The 16,363-nt window shown below is 53.4% G+C and carries 17 protein-coding genes; 10 read left to right on the forward strand and 7 right to left on the reverse strand.

What is annotated here, in order from left to right:
• Positions 1-526 precede the first annotated feature (526 nt).
• The 6 genes from ACT6RZ_RS07770 to aepX are packed head-to-tail and all read right to left on the reverse strand — an operon-like array spanning position 527 to position 6,492.
• The gene (locus tag ACT6RZ_RS07770; RefSeq protein ID WP_444701554.1) at positions 527-1,918 is read right to left on the reverse strand and encodes a tetratricopeptide repeat protein; all 1,392 of its coding nucleotides are present in this window, start codon (positions 1,916-1,918) and stop codon (positions 527-529) included.
• Positions 1,919-1,927: 9 nt separating this feature from the next.
• Positions 1,928-2,626, reverse strand: a complete 699-nt coding sequence (locus ACT6RZ_RS07775) for a class I SAM-dependent methyltransferase (RefSeq protein ID WP_444701555.1) — start codon at positions 2,624-2,626, stop codon at positions 1,928-1,930.
• Positions 2,623-3,033, reverse strand: a complete 411-nt coding sequence (locus ACT6RZ_RS07780) for an adenylyltransferase/cytidyltransferase family protein (RefSeq protein ID WP_444701556.1) — start codon at positions 3,031-3,033, stop codon at positions 2,623-2,625. The genes ACT6RZ_RS07775 and ACT6RZ_RS07780 overlap by 4 nt, the downstream gene beginning before the upstream one ends.
• Complete coding sequence (locus tag ACT6RZ_RS07785) at positions 3,030-4,022, reverse strand: hypothetical protein (protein WP_444701557.1); 993 nt, start codon at positions 4,020-4,022, stop codon at positions 3,030-3,032. Before ACT6RZ_RS07785 ends, ACT6RZ_RS07780 begins: the two co-directional genes overlap by 4 nt.
• Positions 4,015-5,178: a phosphonopyruvate decarboxylase gene (gene aepY / locus ACT6RZ_RS07790; protein WP_444701558.1), complete on the reverse strand. Its 1,164-nt coding sequence runs from the start codon at positions 5,176-5,178 to the stop codon at positions 4,015-4,017. Before aepY ends, ACT6RZ_RS07785 begins: the two co-directional genes overlap by 8 nt.
• 15 nt (positions 5,179-5,193) lie before the next feature.
• Positions 5,194-6,492, reverse strand: a complete 1,299-nt coding sequence (gene aepX / locus ACT6RZ_RS07795; RefSeq protein ID WP_444701559.1) for a phosphoenolpyruvate mutase — start codon at positions 6,490-6,492, stop codon at positions 5,194-5,196.
• Between the two features lie 528 nt (positions 6,493-7,020).
• On the opposite strand from aepX, the gene ACT6RZ_RS07800 reads away from it, so the two are divergent.
• The 7 genes from ACT6RZ_RS07800 (at position 7,021) to ACT6RZ_RS07830 (ending at position 12,229) form a co-directional block, all read left to right on the forward strand.
• Entirely contained in the window at positions 7,021-7,818 is a 798-nt protein-coding gene (locus ACT6RZ_RS07800; protein WP_444701560.1) for a flagellin N-terminal helical domain-containing protein, read from the forward strand.
• Positions 7,819-7,893: 75 nt separating this feature from the next.
• Positions 7,894-8,235 carry a flagellar protein FlaG gene (locus tag ACT6RZ_RS07805; RefSeq protein WP_444701561.1) on the forward strand — a complete coding sequence of 114 codons (342 nt, stop codon included), beginning with the start codon at positions 7,894-7,896 and terminating at the stop codon, positions 8,233-8,235.
• Between the two features lie 33 nt (positions 8,236-8,268).
• On the forward strand, positions 8,269-9,942 hold the full coding sequence (gene fliD, locus ACT6RZ_RS07810) for a flagellar filament capping protein FliD (protein WP_444701562.1): 1,674 nt from the start codon (positions 8,269-8,271) through the stop codon (positions 9,940-9,942).
• A 32-nt stretch (positions 9,943-9,974) separates the two neighbouring features.
• Positions 9,975-10,475 (forward strand): flagellar export chaperone FliS, encoded by a 501-nt coding sequence (gene fliS, locus ACT6RZ_RS07815; RefSeq protein ID WP_444701563.1) that lies wholly within the window; start codon positions 9,975-9,977, stop codon positions 10,473-10,475.
• A gap of 4 nt (positions 10,476-10,479) precedes the next feature.
• Positions 10,480-10,812: a flagellar protein FliT gene (locus ACT6RZ_RS07820; protein ID WP_442586159.1), complete on the forward strand. Its 333-nt coding sequence runs from the start codon at positions 10,480-10,482 to the stop codon at positions 10,810-10,812.
• Between the two features lie 36 nt (positions 10,813-10,848).
• Complete coding sequence (gene fliK / locus ACT6RZ_RS07825) at positions 10,849-11,952, forward strand: flagellar hook-length control protein FliK (protein WP_444701564.1); 1,104 nt, start codon at positions 10,849-10,851, stop codon at positions 11,950-11,952.
• Complete coding sequence (locus ACT6RZ_RS07830; protein WP_444701565.1) at positions 11,939-12,229, forward strand: EscU/YscU/HrcU family type III secretion system export apparatus switch protein; 291 nt, start codon at positions 11,939-11,941, stop codon at positions 12,227-12,229. Before fliK ends, ACT6RZ_RS07830 begins: the two co-directional genes overlap by 14 nt.
• A gap of 133 nt (positions 12,230-12,362) precedes the next feature.
• Here the strand turns inward: ACT6RZ_RS07830 and fliE are convergent, their stop codons facing one another.
• The gene (gene fliE / locus ACT6RZ_RS07835) at positions 12,363-12,734 is read right to left on the reverse strand and encodes a flagellar hook-basal body complex protein FliE (protein ID WP_379055172.1); all 372 of its coding nucleotides are present in this window, start codon (positions 12,732-12,734) and stop codon (positions 12,363-12,365) included.
• Positions 12,735-12,969: 235 nt separating this feature from the next.
• Between fliE and fliF the strand changes: the two genes are divergently transcribed.
• The 3 genes from fliF to ACT6RZ_RS07850 are packed head-to-tail and all read left to right on the forward strand — an operon-like array spanning position 12,970 to position 16,362.
• Positions 12,970-14,667, forward strand: a complete 1,698-nt coding sequence (fliF, locus tag ACT6RZ_RS07840; RefSeq protein ID WP_444701566.1) for a flagellar basal-body MS-ring/collar protein FliF — start codon at positions 12,970-12,972, stop codon at positions 14,665-14,667.
• A gap of 3 nt (positions 14,668-14,670) precedes the next feature.
• A complete protein-coding gene (gene fliG, locus ACT6RZ_RS07845) occupies positions 14,671-15,669 on the forward strand; it encodes a flagellar motor switch protein FliG (RefSeq protein WP_442586163.1) in 999 nt (332 codons plus the stop codon).
• Between the two features lie 24 nt (positions 15,670-15,693).
• Positions 15,694-16,362, forward strand: a complete 669-nt coding sequence (locus tag ACT6RZ_RS07850) for a FliH/SctL family protein (RefSeq protein WP_444701567.1) — start codon at positions 15,694-15,696, stop codon at positions 16,360-16,362.
• Position 16,363 lies beyond the last annotated feature (1 nt).

Raw genomic sequence — 16,363 nt, forward strand, 5'->3', positions numbered from 1 at the left:
CAGTTAAGCTGAGACTCGCCGCATTTATTCCCGCGCAACCAGTGAAGTAAATCAAAGGAAAAACGAAACAAAACCCACCCACCCACCAACCAACCAACCCAAAGAACTGGTGGGTGGGTTGGTTTTAGTCTTGGAAGTTAAATAAGGCGCTAAGCGCCCTCAACGTAAAACCATTAAAGCAACTTTTCAACGTGGTGGTTTTAAACGGGCCCCTATCTGACGCGCCGAGTAGCGGAGTCAAAATAAGGAGGAAGGGAGCGACTGTCTGAGCTCCGCGGTGGCCTGCGTTGTATGCAGGCCGCTAGGGCGAGTTTCGCGACCGCTTATTTTGATGAGCAACGCAGGAAGAAAGCGGAAGCTAGGGTGCATTTCTTTTGGTTACATTTTCTTTGGGCAAGCAAAGAAAAGTAACTCGCCGAGGGGCGAAAAAGAACGCTGAAACAGAGCGCTTAACCATCCAAAGAAATATTTATTAGCGAATCCTGCCATCACCTGAACGGCGGCGCTATGCTAGCGCCACCAGAAACTAAAACATCGTTTCCATACACTTGCGTATATGCGGAATAGAAGCCGCCGAATTAGGCGCATGCTGACTCAGCTTCACCAGCGTCTGCAACGCTTTATCCGCCTTCTCCTGCAGGCAATACACCTCAGTCAGGTTACTCAACGGAATGGCCGGGTTCTCCTGCGCGAAATGCACCGCTTTTTCGAGCAGCATTTCAGCATCTTCAAATTGCCCCTGGCCTACCAGTAAGGTGCCCAGGTCATTGTATGGCTCCCAGCAGGTGCTGCCTTTTTTGATCAGGTCCAGCATGATCTGGGTGGATAACTTCATATCTCCTTGCGCGGCCAGTTGTTCTGCCTGCTGATAGGTGCTGCGGTCTATTTCGACCTGAGGCTTCAGGGCAGGGGTAGGCAAAGGCTGGCCTTGCAGGGCGGCCAGCAAGTTGTCGACTATCAGTCTGGCACTTTCACCCAGGTGGGCGAACTGCTGCTGTTTGTTGACGCTGATCTCTGCCTGATAGTGCTGCGGGCGTTCTAGTACATCCAGCACCGTGTCGCGCAGGCTGGCGCGTGTGGTTTTAGTGACGTAATCGTAAGGTACGCAGGCTGGTCTGGGCGGGTTGGTGTCGGGGATGACCCAGTCTATGACTGCCACGCCGGGCACATCCAGCAGCAAGGCTTCTGTCAGCACGCTGGATTCGTCTGATACCATGACATCGGCCAGGCCCAGACAATACATGATGCTGATCTCTCTATCTATCACGTAGACATTGTCGGCGCAGCCTCGGTGCAGTGCGTCCATCTCGTCTATATTATTCAGCACCCAGCGGTATTTTTCAGACCATGGCGCCTGTTTCAGCAACAGGTTGACTGGCAGGTCTTTCAGCGCCTGTACAAAGTCATCCTGCTTGCCGTGGTTCTCCCACGAAGGCGCGTAGAGGATAGAGCGCTCGTATTTGAGGCCCAGTTGTTCGCGCAGGGCCTGGGCTTGCTGCTTGAATTCATCCTGGTTGCGGTAGACCAGGTCGGCCTTGGGCCAGCCCAGGTCAAACACACCTAGTTTGGGGCGCGCCTTGGCGAACACCGCCTGGGTCTGCCAGCGATCTACCCAGTCTGCACCTGGCACTATGCCCATATCAAACGCGCTCCATGGCTCGTGATGCCAGAAGTGCGGCCAGATATCGTGGCGCTGCGCCAGGTCGTGCAGCAATATGATGGAAAAGCCGGCATTCGGCTTGCACGCGTGCTCGCAATAGACACCTACCTCGGCATATTGCCTGGAGTCGGTGCTCCACTGTATGGGGAAACCCCTGCTGGCTGCTTCATCCGCAACTGGCGCCAGGGCCTGGCGTTCGCAGTTATCGGTATAGAAGAAGGTGATGGCGGGCAGGTGGTTGAGTGCAGGTGTCGTCATGATCTGTCGTTATCCATGCAAATGTTTGGAAAAAATCACACTGAAGCGATATTCACTTTGGGTATAGTTAGGCACACAGCTTTCAAATGCCTGGTGTGGCCAGGCCGGTAACTGATTGATAAACCATTCCGGTGTGTAATAAGTGTGGTGCAAACCACGGTATTTCTCTTCGTATTCAGCCTCAGTAAGCGCTTCACGGCGAGCCAGCTCGCAAGCTTCACGAGTGGCCGCATTCGGCACATCCAGGATGGCGATACCATGGCAGGCTTTTTTCCACATGGCCTGTAATACCTGTGCAGCGGTTGCTTCATCAAAATAATGGAATACGCTGTTGGCGATGACAAAATCGTATGCTGTTTCTGTCTCTAGAGACTGCGCACCCTGCACCAGGAATTCACCATCTGGCATGGCTTTTTGCGCAGCTTCTATCAGACCTGCTGCATAATCCAGACCGCCCACTTGCAGCGCCATCTGCTCGCGTAGCGCAAACAGGAAAGCACCAGCGCCGCAGCCGACTTCAAACACCGAGTCTCCGGCTTTCAGCCCCAGTTTTTCACTGATGCGGCGGGTGTATTCCTGCCAGTCAGCCAGGTTGATCTTGCCGGCGCCGCTATCAAAGCCATCCAGCGAGATCAGGGTTTCCAGCGTGATCGCGTGTTGCGGTTGCAGGGTACGTTTTTCCCAGATTTGTTGCCATAAATTGCTCATGAGTTCGCTTCCATTTTTTGACTGACGGCCTGCAGCACGCGCGCACGTAGCTGAGTGCTGCTGATGCCTTCGGTGCGTGGCAGTATATGTAATTTGTCGGCTGGTATCGGGTTGCTGTTGTCGTTGCCGTGCACCAGCAGATCTATATTGTGTTGCTGCAAAAAGGCTACATCCAGCAACCAGGGGCTGGGCACCACTTCATCTACGTCGCGCATGGCCAGTAACACTTCGGCCCTGGCGGCGTAATCCAGCTCAGGCTCATAGCCTTTCTTGCTGCGTATCTCTTCATCGGTGGTCAGGGCAACCACGACGTGCCCCAGCTGTTTCGCCTGTTTTAACAGGCGTACATGGCCATGGTGGATCAGGGTGGCAGACATATCGACCATGATGCGTTTTTGTGCGCTCATGCCAGCACCTCCAGCATGTTCAGGATCTCGCCACGCGCGGCTGTGCCGAGGTGGGCTTCACCCAGATGGCAGACCACGCTGCCACGGCTGATGCCACGGGGCGCATACAGCACGGCCCGCGGGTCTTGTGAGCCTATGCGGGCATCTACCCAGGTACAAAGCGCAGGCTGATGGCTGTCGGGGTGGGTGGCGTAGCCTGAGAATCTTTGCAGCATGGCGGCTTTGTTGATAAACACTGCCTGGCGCAAGTCCTGGTGTCTGGGCAACACCTCATATAGCGAAGCGATCGCGTGGTAAGGGCCGGTCATGCGCCGCTCCAGATGTGTATGCAGGTTGAGGTAGAAACCGTCCACGCTGTTGGCCGGTAGCTGGTTGAATGCGATAAATGCAGCACCAGTAAGGCCGAACAGGCCTTTGCACGAGCTATAGGCGATCACGTCGGCCTGGTCATGGTCAGCCTCCAAACCTATGGAAGCGGTGGCATCAAGCAACAGTTGCGCGTCGGCACGGTTGGCCAGCGCGCGTAATTCATTCATGGGCAGTTTCAGGCCTATGCTGGTTTCGGTGTAACAAGCCACTACCCAGTCGTACTGGTCGGCGATATCGGCCAGTTCCAGCCAGTTGACCACGGTCACTGACCTGACATGGCCCAGGCGTTGTGCCGCTTCGGCAAAACTCACCAGCCGTTGTGCGTAATAGCCGCTATCGATGACCAGCACTTTGCCAAACAGGAAATTCAGGGCGGCGATCTCCAGCGCCAGGCTGGCAGAACCTTGCAGGCGTGCGATCTGGGCATGGCCGCTCATGTTTTTTAATGCATCCAGCACTGCCTGCTCCACTTGCTGGTAGTCGCTATCGCCACGGCCAAAACAAGGACGCAGGCCGAGCAGGTTTTCTTCCAGCAAGCTGGCCGGGCCAGCAGTGAATAAGGCTTTGGCGCTATTTTGCTGCGTGATATGCGCCAGTATTGTCGGCGACTGTTCAGGCATAGGCGACCTCTTCCAGAAACTGCATAAAGTCCTGTTTGTTCTGTGCCGGCGTGCGGGTAGGGCGGCCGAGATCGGCGCGCGCACCACGGCGGCACAGCACTTCGATAAAGCAGCTTTGGCCCAGGCTCAGGGCATATTGCAGGGATTCATTCAGCTGGCTGCCCGAACTGACGCGTATCACCCACTGGTAACCGGCCGCCTTGGCGATGCCGGATAGGTTCAGTTGCGCGGCAACCGTAGGCTGGCCACCCACAGAGTCATGCGCGCCGTTGTTAAACACGATATGCACCAGGTTGCGTTGTTGTGCGCTCAAGGTCAGGCTGCCCATATGCATGAGCATGGCGCCGTCACCATCCAGGCAGACCACCTGCCGGTCAGGTTGTGCCAGCGCGATACCACACGCGATCTGCGAGGCATGGCCCATGCCACCCACGGTTAAAAAGTCGCGTGCGTGACCGCTGTTTTGCGCATGGCGGAATTCAAACAGTTCACGCGAAGCCATGCCGGTGGTGGCGACTACCGCCACATCATCGGCCAGCAGGCGCACGATATTGCTCAGCATGTCTTCACGGCCAGGCAGACTGGATTCATTGTCATGGCCGGATTTGATCACTGATTTTGCTTTATACGGCGCGAAGCTTTGCTTACGCACCACCAGGGCTACCGGGCCGGAACGGCGTTTTGCCAGTGCCAGCAGTCTACGGGTCTGAGTCAGGGCGCAACTGAGGTCGGTCTGGAAGATCTCGAACGGGATGCCCATCATTTCAAGTTGCTGCAGCGTGATCTGGCCTTGCTTGACGTGTTGCGGCTCATCATGGATCTGTGTGCCATCCTGCTGCATCTCACCGCGCCAGCCTATGACCAGCAACATGGGGATACCATAGATCTGTGGGTCAGCCAGCGAAGCGATAGGGTTGACCACGTTGCCGAGGCCGGAATTCTGCATATACACCAGCGCCGGGCTGCCGGTCGCCAGGTAATGGCCCATCGCCAGGCCGGTGGCGCCACCTTCATTGGCGGCGATCACATGTTTGTGCGCGGGCAAGCGGTCAGAAAGGCAGGCACACAATTCCTTTAATAAGGAATCGGGCACGCCGGTAAAAAACTGCACACCTGCGTGTTGCAGCGCTTCCAGAAATGCACCAGCTTCGATCATCAGGCTTGCTCCTTTTTATTTAGTACCGGGGATCAGCGACAGTACATCGTTGATAGACATCAGTTCAGATTCGACTTCTGCGGTCCTGCCATTCTTGAGGATCTCAATGGCGGTGCGTTGCATGGCCGGGTAAGCCGCACGCATCATATGGTTGGCGTAAATCACCAGGTTAAAGCCACGGGCGGCCAGTTCTTCTTCGGTCACCGTGCAATAGCTGGTCGGTACGCATACCAGTGGTGTGGTCGGAAATTCGGATTTGAATATCCTGGCGAACTCGAATACTTCATCCGGCGATTTCTGGCGGCTGTGTATCATGACGCCATCTACACCTGCACCTACATAAGCCTGGGCACGGGTGACGGCATCTTCCATGCCTTTGTCCAGGATCAGGCTCTCTATTCTGGCGATCACCATAAAGTCATCGCTGACGCGGGCGGCACGGCCGGCGGCGATCTTGTCGCAGAACGGCTGTATATCATCCTGCAACTGCGCCACATCATTACCAAACAGCGAATTCTTTTTTAGACCTATCTTGTCTTCAATAATGGTGGCAGAAATACCCAGGCGCTCCATGCTGCGCACGTTGAGTTCAAAGTGCTCCAGCTTGCCGCCGGTATCTGCGTCCATGACCAATGGCTTGGTGGTGACATCAAATATGTCGTTGATATTGGATAAGCGGCTGTTGATCTCCAGCGCTTCAATATCTGGTTTGCCGCGTGCGGTGGAGTCGGTCAGCGAGCTGGACCAGAAACCGTCGAACTGGCAGTTCTTGCCATTGCGCTGGGCGATGGCATGCTCTGCGATCAGGGCAGAGATAGGGTTATGTGCTTCAATAAAGCGAGAGATCGGTTTGGCGGCCAGCAATCTTTTCAAGGTGCGGCGGCGTATATCAGGGGTAGTACCCAGCGTCTGTATCTGGCCCAGCATCTCATTGGAGGAAATACCGCGGGTATAAGGAATCTCGATCAGGTGGCCACCGTACTCAGCCAGGGCGGCACGCGCGCGCTCACGGTAAGGCAGCAAGGGGCCATCCAGCCAGTCATCACCATGCACCATGATGTCAGGTTTGTGTTTCAGCAGGTTGGGTGCGTAGTCCCATTCATCCTGCGGCACCACATTGACCACGCCGCGGATATTTTCAACGATGGATTTACGCTGATCGTATGTCAGGTAGGGCAACCGTTTGTGGTCTGCCACTGCCGCATCGGACAATAAACCTATCGTTACGTCGCCATACTTCCTTGCCTGCTCGATGATATTGATATGCCCGTGGTGCAGAATATCTACCGTCATACCTACATAAACTGATGCCATGCAACACTCCTATATATATGCCTTGTTCACACCAGCCGGAAAGGCCTGTTGAACATCTATAGGAATTATGAAATGCAGGGCAGGAAATTGATCGTGTGAAAAACGCCTTAAAGCTCCTTTAAATCCTTATCTGCCAGATGGGCAGGATCACTGGCGCATAGCCCGTGCGCTAGTTAAATAAATTAAGAGGTGATTCACGGCTAACTCCGCAAATGGATTTGTGCGGGCTGTCTTTAGAATAGGGCAGGTTGGATTCATAGTTGTGAATCCTGAGAACTGTAGAAATTTTAAAAAGGGCTAAAGAACTCCAAAGAGCCGTCGTTAACAGAAACAAGTGCTCGACCGATGTAAAGATGTAAAAAAGAAATTTTAAATGCAACATTAAAGAAATTTCGGAAGCGGTCGATAACATATTCAACAACGATGAATTAGCAAGATTTAGTAAGTAGTAAGCGAATCAGCGTTGAAGTAATAGTAATACGACGATTTGACACTTAACTGGATATACGACTCTCAAGGAGAAATAACATGGCTGCTGTAATTAACACAAACATTGCATCTTTAAACGCTCAACGTAACCTGAGCACATCACAATCAAGCATGAATCAATCGATTCAACGTTTGTCTTCAGGTCTGCGTATCAACAGCTCTAAAGATGACGCCGCTGGCTTGGCAATTGCAACACGTATGGACGCTCAAGTGCGTGGTATGGATGTTGCGATCCGTAACTCTAACGACGCGATCTCTTTCCTGCAAACTGCTGAAGGTGGTTTGGCTAAAGGTACAGATGCTCTGCAACGTATGCGTGAATTGGCTGTACAGGCAGCTAACGGTTCATACAGCTCTGGTGACCGTGCAAACCTGAACGCTGAATATTCACAACTGAAAGAAGAATTGACACGTTTGAGCACCGCCACCAAGTTTAACGGCGAAGCTGCATTAGGTAAGGGTTATCAGTTCCAGGTTGGTGCTGACGCTTCTGACACTATCAGCGTAAGCTCAGTTGCTGCTGTAAGTATGGCTGGTTCACTGTCTTCTGCTTCTGCAGCTTCTGCAGCGCTGACAGCGATTGACTCAGCACTGGATACAGTAAACACCAACCGTGCGACATTGGGTGCTTACCAGAACCGTTTTGAATCTGTGATCAGCAACTTGCAAATTTCTTCTGAAAACATGAATGCTGCCAAGTCTCGTATCATGGATGCTGACTTTGCTTCAGAAACAGCGAAGATGACACGTGCACAGATTCTGCAACAAGCAGGTACAGCAATGTTGGCTCAAGCTAACCAGCTGCCTAACCAAGTGATGACACTGTTAAGAGGTTAATTCCCTAAACCAGTCGAATCCTGATCCACAGAGAACCCTCTCTGTGGATTTAGGTTAAGCAGAAGGAGCAAAATCATGAGTCAATCTTTAGATGGAATAGGCGGGCGTCCGGTAAGCGGACTCGCTGCTGTAAACAGTCTTAAGTTGGTGAAGTATGCTGGAAATGGTGAGCAAAAAGCTGCTGATGTGTTGGACAAGGCAACTTTGACAGGCGCGGTAAACAAGTTGAACGAGTATGTGGCGCCCGCATTGCAAACCATAGAATTTTCGATTGATGATGAGTCTGATCGCATCGTGGTAAAGGTCGTGGATACTGAAACACAAAAAGTATTGCGCCAGATCCCGAATGAAGAAGTACTGGCGATCAGTAAAACCCTGGATAAATTGCGTGGTCTGGTGATCAGGCAGGCAGTCTAGGGCAACTGTTTAAACGTGTCTGGAGATTAAAAGATGGCTTCAATTACATCAACAACCGGTGCATCCGGTCTGGCAATTGACTCGATAGTCACCGGGTTGATGACGCTTGAGCAACAGCCCATCACACAGATCAAGACACAAGTCAGCTCATACAATACCAAACTCACCGCTTACGGCACGTTGAAAAGCGGTTTAAGTACTTTTCAGGCCGCGGTTGATAAACTGGCAACAGCTGCCAAATTCACCGCACAATCCGCCAAACTGACTGACAGTAGCAGCCTTGCGGCCACTGCTGACGGCACAGCGGCAAACGGCAGCTACAGCATAGCCGTCACCCAGCTGGCGACCTCACAAAAACTCGCGACCTCGGCTTATGCCAGTGCGACCGATATCATAGGCACCGGCACGCTGAACATTTCTTTTGGTACTTATACTGCCAGCCCTGCCAGCTTTACTGCCAATGCAGACAAGCAGGCGCTGAGTATCACCATAGACAGCACCAACAATACCCTGTCCGGCATACGTGATGCCATCAATGCGAAGAATGCTTCAGTCTCGGCTTCTATCGTCAATGACGGTAGCGGTAATCGCCTGGTGATCACTTCAAAAGACACCGGCGCGGTCAACAGTCTGAAAATCGATGTCACCGATACTGATGGTAATAGTAGCGATGGCACCGGTTTATCCGCACTGGCGTATGACCCTTTGAGTACTGTGGGTGCAGGCAAGAACATGACGCAGCTGGTGGGTGCACAGAATGCGCTGCTGACGGTGGATGGCCTGAGTATCAGCAAGCCTAGCAATACGCTGAATGATGTGATCCAGGGGGTGACTTTAAACCTGAAATCCATCACCAGTGTCAATGCCACCCTCGAAATCGCGACCGATACCGACACCATACAGGCGTCGGTGCAGAATTTCGTCGATGCCTATAACAAGCTGAATTCCAGCTTGCGTGACCTGACCAAGTTCGTAGAAGGTGGCTCCAGCTCTAACGGCCCCTTGCTGGGTGACTCTGCGACCCGCGACATCATGGTCAAGCTGAAATCCATGCTGGCACGTCCTTCAACCACGGCTACTACCTTCCGCACGTTGAGTGATATCGGTGTCAAGTCGGGCGAGAATGGCGTGCTGACCCTGGATAGTGCCAAATTAACCACTGCCCTGAACACCAATCTGACTGATGTGGCCAAGTTGTTCGCGCCTTCTGCGACTACTTCAGACCCGCAAGTCACTTATGTGTCCAGCTCGAACAAGACACAGACTGGTACTTACGCCATTAACGTCAGCCAGTTGGGTAGCAGTTCGCAGGATGCGGGCGGCAGCATCAACGGCGTGACGGCTTACGGTAGTGGCGCCAGCCTGATAGGCGCGGCTGATAATGCTGCCCAGGGCCTGAAAGTATCTATCAATGGCTCTGCCACGGGTAGCCGCGGCACCGTGACCTTTAACAAAGGCCTGGCCGGCGAACTCAGCAGCATGATAGGCGGCTGGCTGGAAAGCACCGGGTCTTTGACCGTTAAAACTGAAGGTATCCAGACTTCGATCAAGGCATTGAACAAGAAATCAACTGACCTGAGCGCCAAACTGCCGGCCATAGAAGCACGCTACAGGGCGCAGTATGCAAGGCTGGATGCACTGCTGACCGGCATGCAAAGTACCAGCTCTTTCCTCAGTCAACAAATTGCTGCATTGAATAAAAGCTAACAGCATCAAGAATTAAGAATCAGGAGAATTTTATGTTTGGAATGAAACAATCAGGCATTAATGCTTATGCAAATGTTGGCTTGGAAACAGGTGTGGTCGATGCCAGCCCGCTGAAGTTGACCGTGATGTTGTATGAGGGTGCGATCACCGCTTGTATCCATGCGCAGCAGGCGATAGGCCAGGGCGATATCATCAAAAAAGGTGAGTGTCTGACCAAGGCTGTTTCTATCATTGATAACGGTTTGCGCTCCAGCCTGGACAAACGTGCCGGTGGCCAGATCGCCAGCAACCTGGATGAGCTGTACCAATATATGACACGCACCCTGATGCAGGCCAGCTTGCGTCTGGATGTGAAAAAGGTAAATGAGATCCAGCAGTTATTGATGGAACTGAAAAGTGCATGGGAAGCCCTGGAGAAAACCGGCGCCAGCAGAAACGCACCGGCCAGCGCCCCGTTTAACACACTGGTGTCGCAAAAGGCGCAGTCTATTCCTGCAGTAAATACTAATCGCTTGGCTGTTGCAGGAGTATAAGATCATGTCAAAAGCACTTATTGATACCTATGAATCCTCTGCGAAAATCATGGAGCAGATGCTGATCGCTGCCCGGCAAAGTGCCTGGGAAAAAGTCACCGAACTCGAGCAGTCATATATGCTCAAGATAGAGGTGATCAAGACCCTGGAACAAAACCTGCGTCTGCAATCCGAAACATTGAGTGCAGAAGACCACACGCGCAAGCAAAAGCTGGTGCAGAAGATACTGGCCGATGACGGCGAGATCCGCAACCTGCTGTACCCGGTCATGCACCGCATCACCGATATGATCTTCGACGCGCAGTTACATGCGCGCATACCGCCGGATGCCATATAGATGATCCCTATCCCGCAGGTTCTCGCTAATCGTTTCGTGGCAAACGAAACAGAGAGCTTGCGTGCTGTCTCTTCCATCATGCCGGTCGAAGGGGCACAGTCAGAGGCGCCGTTATGGAGCCGCCTGCGTCCGGGGATACAGTTCACCGGCATGATATTGCAAAAAGAATCCAGTGCTACCGGCTCAGAGCTAGCCAACTTCAAAGTCCAGGTCCAGTTACCCAACCAGCAATCCGCCGTGGTGCAGATGCAGTTGCCGGCCCACCTTGCCCAGCAACAAGCCCTGCAGATGCAATACCTGGGCCAGGCCGCCAGCGGTAAAGACGCACAAAGCGTATACCCGCAGGTACGCTGGGGCATACAGGCGCAGACTAAAGGCGCCGAGCAGCCAGCCACCAGCCTGGTGACTGCCGGAGCGCTGACCACTTCAGACTCAGACCTGGCGGATAATTTACCGCATTTATTAGGTGCCATGGCAGGCCAGACCGCCAGCCAGGTAGACCTGAGCAACCCGGCACAACAGTTGCAGCGCTGGCTGAATTCACCCATGTTCCAGCAGCAGGCGCACGCCCTGCAGGCACAAGCCGTCGTCAGCCATAGCCCGCAAAAGCCCCAAGTGCTGGCGCAGGACTTGAAACATGCCCTGGACAGTTCCGGCCTGTTTTATGAATCCCACCTCAAGGATGCGGCGCTGGGCAGCCGGCCCTGGCACCAGCTATTGCAGGAACCGCAGAACAAACCCAATTTTATGCCACCAGAAATGGTGGCTCAGCAGTTGCAGGTGCTGGAACAGCAGCGGCTGGCCTGGCACGGTGAAGTGTGGCCCGGGCAATCCATGCACTGGGAGATCAGTGAACGTGAGTCATCTGCCCAGTCAGCAGACGATCCTGCATTGAATGCCATACAAAGTAACCTGAAACTGCAACTCCCGCAGCTGGGCGAAGTCACAGTACGTATCACCATGGTCAACGGCCGCTTCTCCATACGCGTGCAACCTGAACAAGTGGCTGCATTTAACAGCATGCAGTCCAAGCGTAGCGAGCTGGCCGTGAATCTGCAGTCTGTGGGGCTGACCCTGGAATCACTGCAGATCACCAGCGAGACGCACGAAGCGGACAGGCAACACTATGCAGCCGGATAAGCCTTTGACCCAGTCAGCCATCGCGCTGGCGTATGAAGCAGGGGACCTGGCACCACGCGTGGTGGCTAAAGGCAACGGCCTGCTGGCCGAGCGTATCATCGCTATTGCCAAAGAACACAATGTCTATGTGCATGAATCGCAGGCATTATTGGGATTGTTGATGCAGGTGGAACTGGATGCGCATATACCGCCGCAGCTCTACCAGGCGATCGCCGAGATCCTGGCCTGGTTATATCAGCTGGAGCAGGGCGTAGTGCGCGAAGCGCCTCTAGTCTAGTTTAAGGTGCGCGAAGCGCCCATGGTGTGAGAGATGGGTGAAGCGTTATGATTTGAAGTGCGAAGCACCTCTAGCGTAGAAATACTGCGGGTACTAATACCGTTGATTGTGCCGAATCGGCTGACGCAGGCTTTTACACCTGCATATTCATCATGTCCTGATAGGCGCTGACCAGTTTATTACGCACTTGTACCGTGGCCTGGAAGGCGATGTTGGCTTTCTGGCCGGAGATCATGACATCAGACAGGCTGACGTTATCGTTGCCCATGGCAAAGTCCTGGCCCAGCTTTTCTGATTGCAGTTGCATGTTGTTGACTGAATCCAGCGACGATTTAAGGGCGTCGCTAAAACTGACCTGGCTGGTCGGGCTGGCCGCGGTAGGTTTATTGACCGCGTTGAGAGCCTGGGTAGCACCACTGCCCAGGCCTTCAGGCTTTTGTGCTGCTGCACGTAATTGTGCCAGCATGGACGAAATGCGTTGTGCATCTATGCCGCCTACGCTCATGTTGGTCTCCTTTCCTTAAGTCGGGTGTATTCACCCTTTAATGACAATGGAGCCACTTTAACATTGCGATCTCTGACTCGCTCTCAAAAACAGGCGAGATTAAGCCGTCTTATTTGCCAATTTGAATTTGGCGGTCAGGCGCATAATGTGTTCCATGGGTGAATGCTGTATTTCCCGCATTCAGTTTCAAGACATACGACAGGCCGCTGTGCAGGTCGTAAACATGGAGAGTTAGATGGCTGCTGCTGATGCCGCGCTGGCGACAAATATAGAGCCTGGGACTGTTGCGCCGAATGTGTTCGGTCAACTGGGCCAGAAGTTGATGCTCGTTGCCGGGATAGCCGCTGTGGTTGCGGTCATGGTGGTGTTCTGGCTATGGAGCCAGAAACCTGACTACCGTGTGCTGTTTTCCAACTTTGCCGATAAGGATGGCGGTGCCATCGTTGCCGAGCTCGATAAACTGAATATCCCTTATAAATTCTCCGAAGGTGGCAGTGCCATCATGATCCCCGCCGACCAGGTGCATCAGGTACGTCTGAAACTGGCGGCACAAGGCTTGCCTAAGGGTGGCAATATAGGCTTTGAATTGCTGGAGAACCAGAAATTCGGCGTATCGCAATTCGTAGAGCAGGTGAATTTTCAGCGTGGCCTGGAAGGTGAACTGGAGCGCAGCATACAGTCTATCTCCGCAGTGCAGGCTGCCCGTATTCATCTGGCTATCCCCAAACCCAGCGTTTTTGTGCGCGAACAGCAATACCCGACCGCTTCTGTATTATTGAATTTGCATAATGGCCGCCGTCTGGATGGCCAGCAGGTCGCTGCCGTGGTCCACCTGGTGGCCAGCAGTGTGCCTAACCTTTCCGCAGACCATGTCACCGTGGTCGACCAGAACGGCAATCTGTTGTCTGACAATGCCAACAAGGCGAAACAGAACGGGCTGGACCCGGAGCAGATGGCTTATGTGGAAAACATGCAAAGCAGCATCGCTCGCCGCGTGGAATCTATCATCACGCCTATCGTTGGTGCCAAGAATGTACACGCTGAAGCCAGTGCCGAAATCGATTTTTCAAACACCGAGCAGGCCAACGAAAGTTACAAACCGAACAGCAAGCCTGAAGACATGGCTGTGCGTAGCGCGCAGAACCATGAGTCACAAAATAGCAGTGGTGCCAATGGTGCCGTACCTGGTGCTGTGTCTAACCAGCCACCGGGTGAAGCGACCGCACCTATCAATGCGCCAGGTGCCCAGGCTGATGGCGAGAATGCACCAGCTGCTGCTGCGCCGGCACCGCCACAAAACACACAAAAAGACACCACCACCAATTACGAGCTGGATAAGACCATCAGCTATGTACAGCAAGCCAAAGGTGGCGTGAAACGCTTGCACGTAGCTGTCGTGGTCAACCATATCCCGGTAGTCGACAGCACTGGCAAAACCACTTTCCGTGCCCTGAATGCAGCCGAAAAACAACAGGTGAGTGACCTGGCCATGCAGGCCATGGGTTTCAACCGCGAGCGTGGTGACACTATTTCTGTGGTGAATACGCCGTTTGTCAGCGAAGCGCAGGAAAAACTGGTCGAACCACCATTATGGAAAGACCCGATGGCGATCGAGTATGGCAAGGATGCCTTGCGCTTCCTGGCCGGTATCATCGTCTTGCTGATGATCTACAAAAAATTGCTCAAGCCTTTGTCGAATAAACTGACAGGTAAAGATAAAAAACAACTGGAACTGGTGGCAGGTGCGCCTGCGCTTCCGGGTGCAGAAGGTGGTAGCGAAGAAGATGCACTGGTGACGCTGAGTGGCGAATCACCGGCATTACCCGGTGCCAGTACTTTGAACCAGACTCTGGAAGCGGCAAAACAGGTGGCGAAAGATAATCCGCGCATGGTGGCTAATGTGGTTTCTAACTGGACTTCGGCGGAGAAATAGCACATGGCGACGGATGGATTAACAAAAAGCGCTATTCTGATGCTGGCACTCGGCGAGGATGAAGCTGCCGAGGTGATGAAACACCTTTCACCCAAGGAAGTACAGCGGCTGGGCATAGTCATGGCTTCCATGAAGCCTGTGCCTAAAGAAGAAGTGGAAGAAGTGCTTGAGAAATTCATGCTCGACTTTGCCGGTAGCAGCGACTTTGGCCTGGATTCAGACAGCTATATCCGCTCGGTGCTGGTGAAAGCCTTTGGCGATGACAAAGCTTCCAATCTGCTCAACCGCATCCCGCAGTCACAGGACGCAGCCGGTATCGAAAGTCTGAAATGGATGGATGCATTCAGCGTGGCTGATTTCATCAAGAACGAACATCCACAGATCATTGCCACTATCCTGTCACACCTGGAAGCGGAACAGTCTGCAGAGATCCTCGGCCATTTCACCGAACGCCTGCGCCAGGATGTGATCTTGCGTATCGCCACCCTGGATAGCGTCAAGCCTACCGCATTGCGCGAGCTCAACGAAGGCATGCTGAAAATGCTGGCCGGTAACGATAACCTTAAACGCCAGACCATAGGCGGGGTAAAAACTGCCGCCGAGATCATGAACTTCCTCAGTGGCGAGAACGAAGCCAAATTGATGGACGGCCTGAAAAGTTATGACGATGGCATGGCGCAGCAGATCATGGATCAGATGTTCGTGTTTGACAATATCATTGATATTGATGACAGGGGCATACAGGTATTGCTGCGCGAAGTGCAGTCCGATGTGCTGATCGTCGCCCTCAAAGGCACCTCTGAAGAGATGCGCGAAAAATTCTTCCGCAATATGTCTTCACGCGCCGCCGATATGATGCGCGAAGACCTGGAAAGCCGTGGCCCGGTCAAATTATCCGAAGTTGAAACGCAGCAAAAAACAATCCTGCAAACGGTTAGACGCTTGTCCGATGAAGGCCAGATCATGCTGGCTGGCAAAGGTGACAGCGAGCAGTATGTGTAAAGCATTCTTGAAGGAAACTCAAACATGGTAGCCTCTGCAACCCCCAAAGAACAATTGACCGCTTATCAACGCTGGGAAATGGCCAGTTTTGATGATGTGGCTTCCAGCGAGCGCGTCAGGCGTGATCGCGTGCAGGCAGAGGAAAATGCACGTACGGTCAGCCATATCCTCAAGCAGGTCAGGCAGGAGGCCTATGAAGCAGGTTTCAAAACCGGCTATAGCGACGGCCTGGGCAAAGCGCAGGCCGAGATAGAAGCCGAGCGTACCCAATTACTGCAATTGTCCGGCAATTTTCAGCAGGCGTTGTCCATGCAGGATGTGGCGATCGCCGAATCGGTGCTGACACTGGCGCTGGAACTGTCAAAAGCCATGCTCAAAAGCAAGCTGCAAGCCGACCCCAACAGCATATTGCCGGTGGTGCTGGATGCCATGCAATACCTGCCGCAGGTGAAACAGCCGGCGCGCGTGATCGTGCATCATGAAGATGCCAAGATCCTGCGGGCCAGCATCGCTGAACAGATGAAAGACCAGGGCTGGCAGCTGGTGGAAGATAGCCAGATCGAACGTGGCGGCTGTCTGGTAGAGACCGCCGAGAACCAGATAGATGCGACCAACGAGATGCGCTGGAAAAGGCTGGTGCAAGGCTTGTCACGCTATGATGACTGGCACAAACCTGCAGCAGGCAATGAGTGAT

The sequence above is a fragment of the Methylophilus sp. genome (assembly GCF_052437885.1).
Lineage (GTDB): Bacteria > Pseudomonadota > Gammaproteobacteria > Burkholderiales > Methylophilaceae > Methylophilus.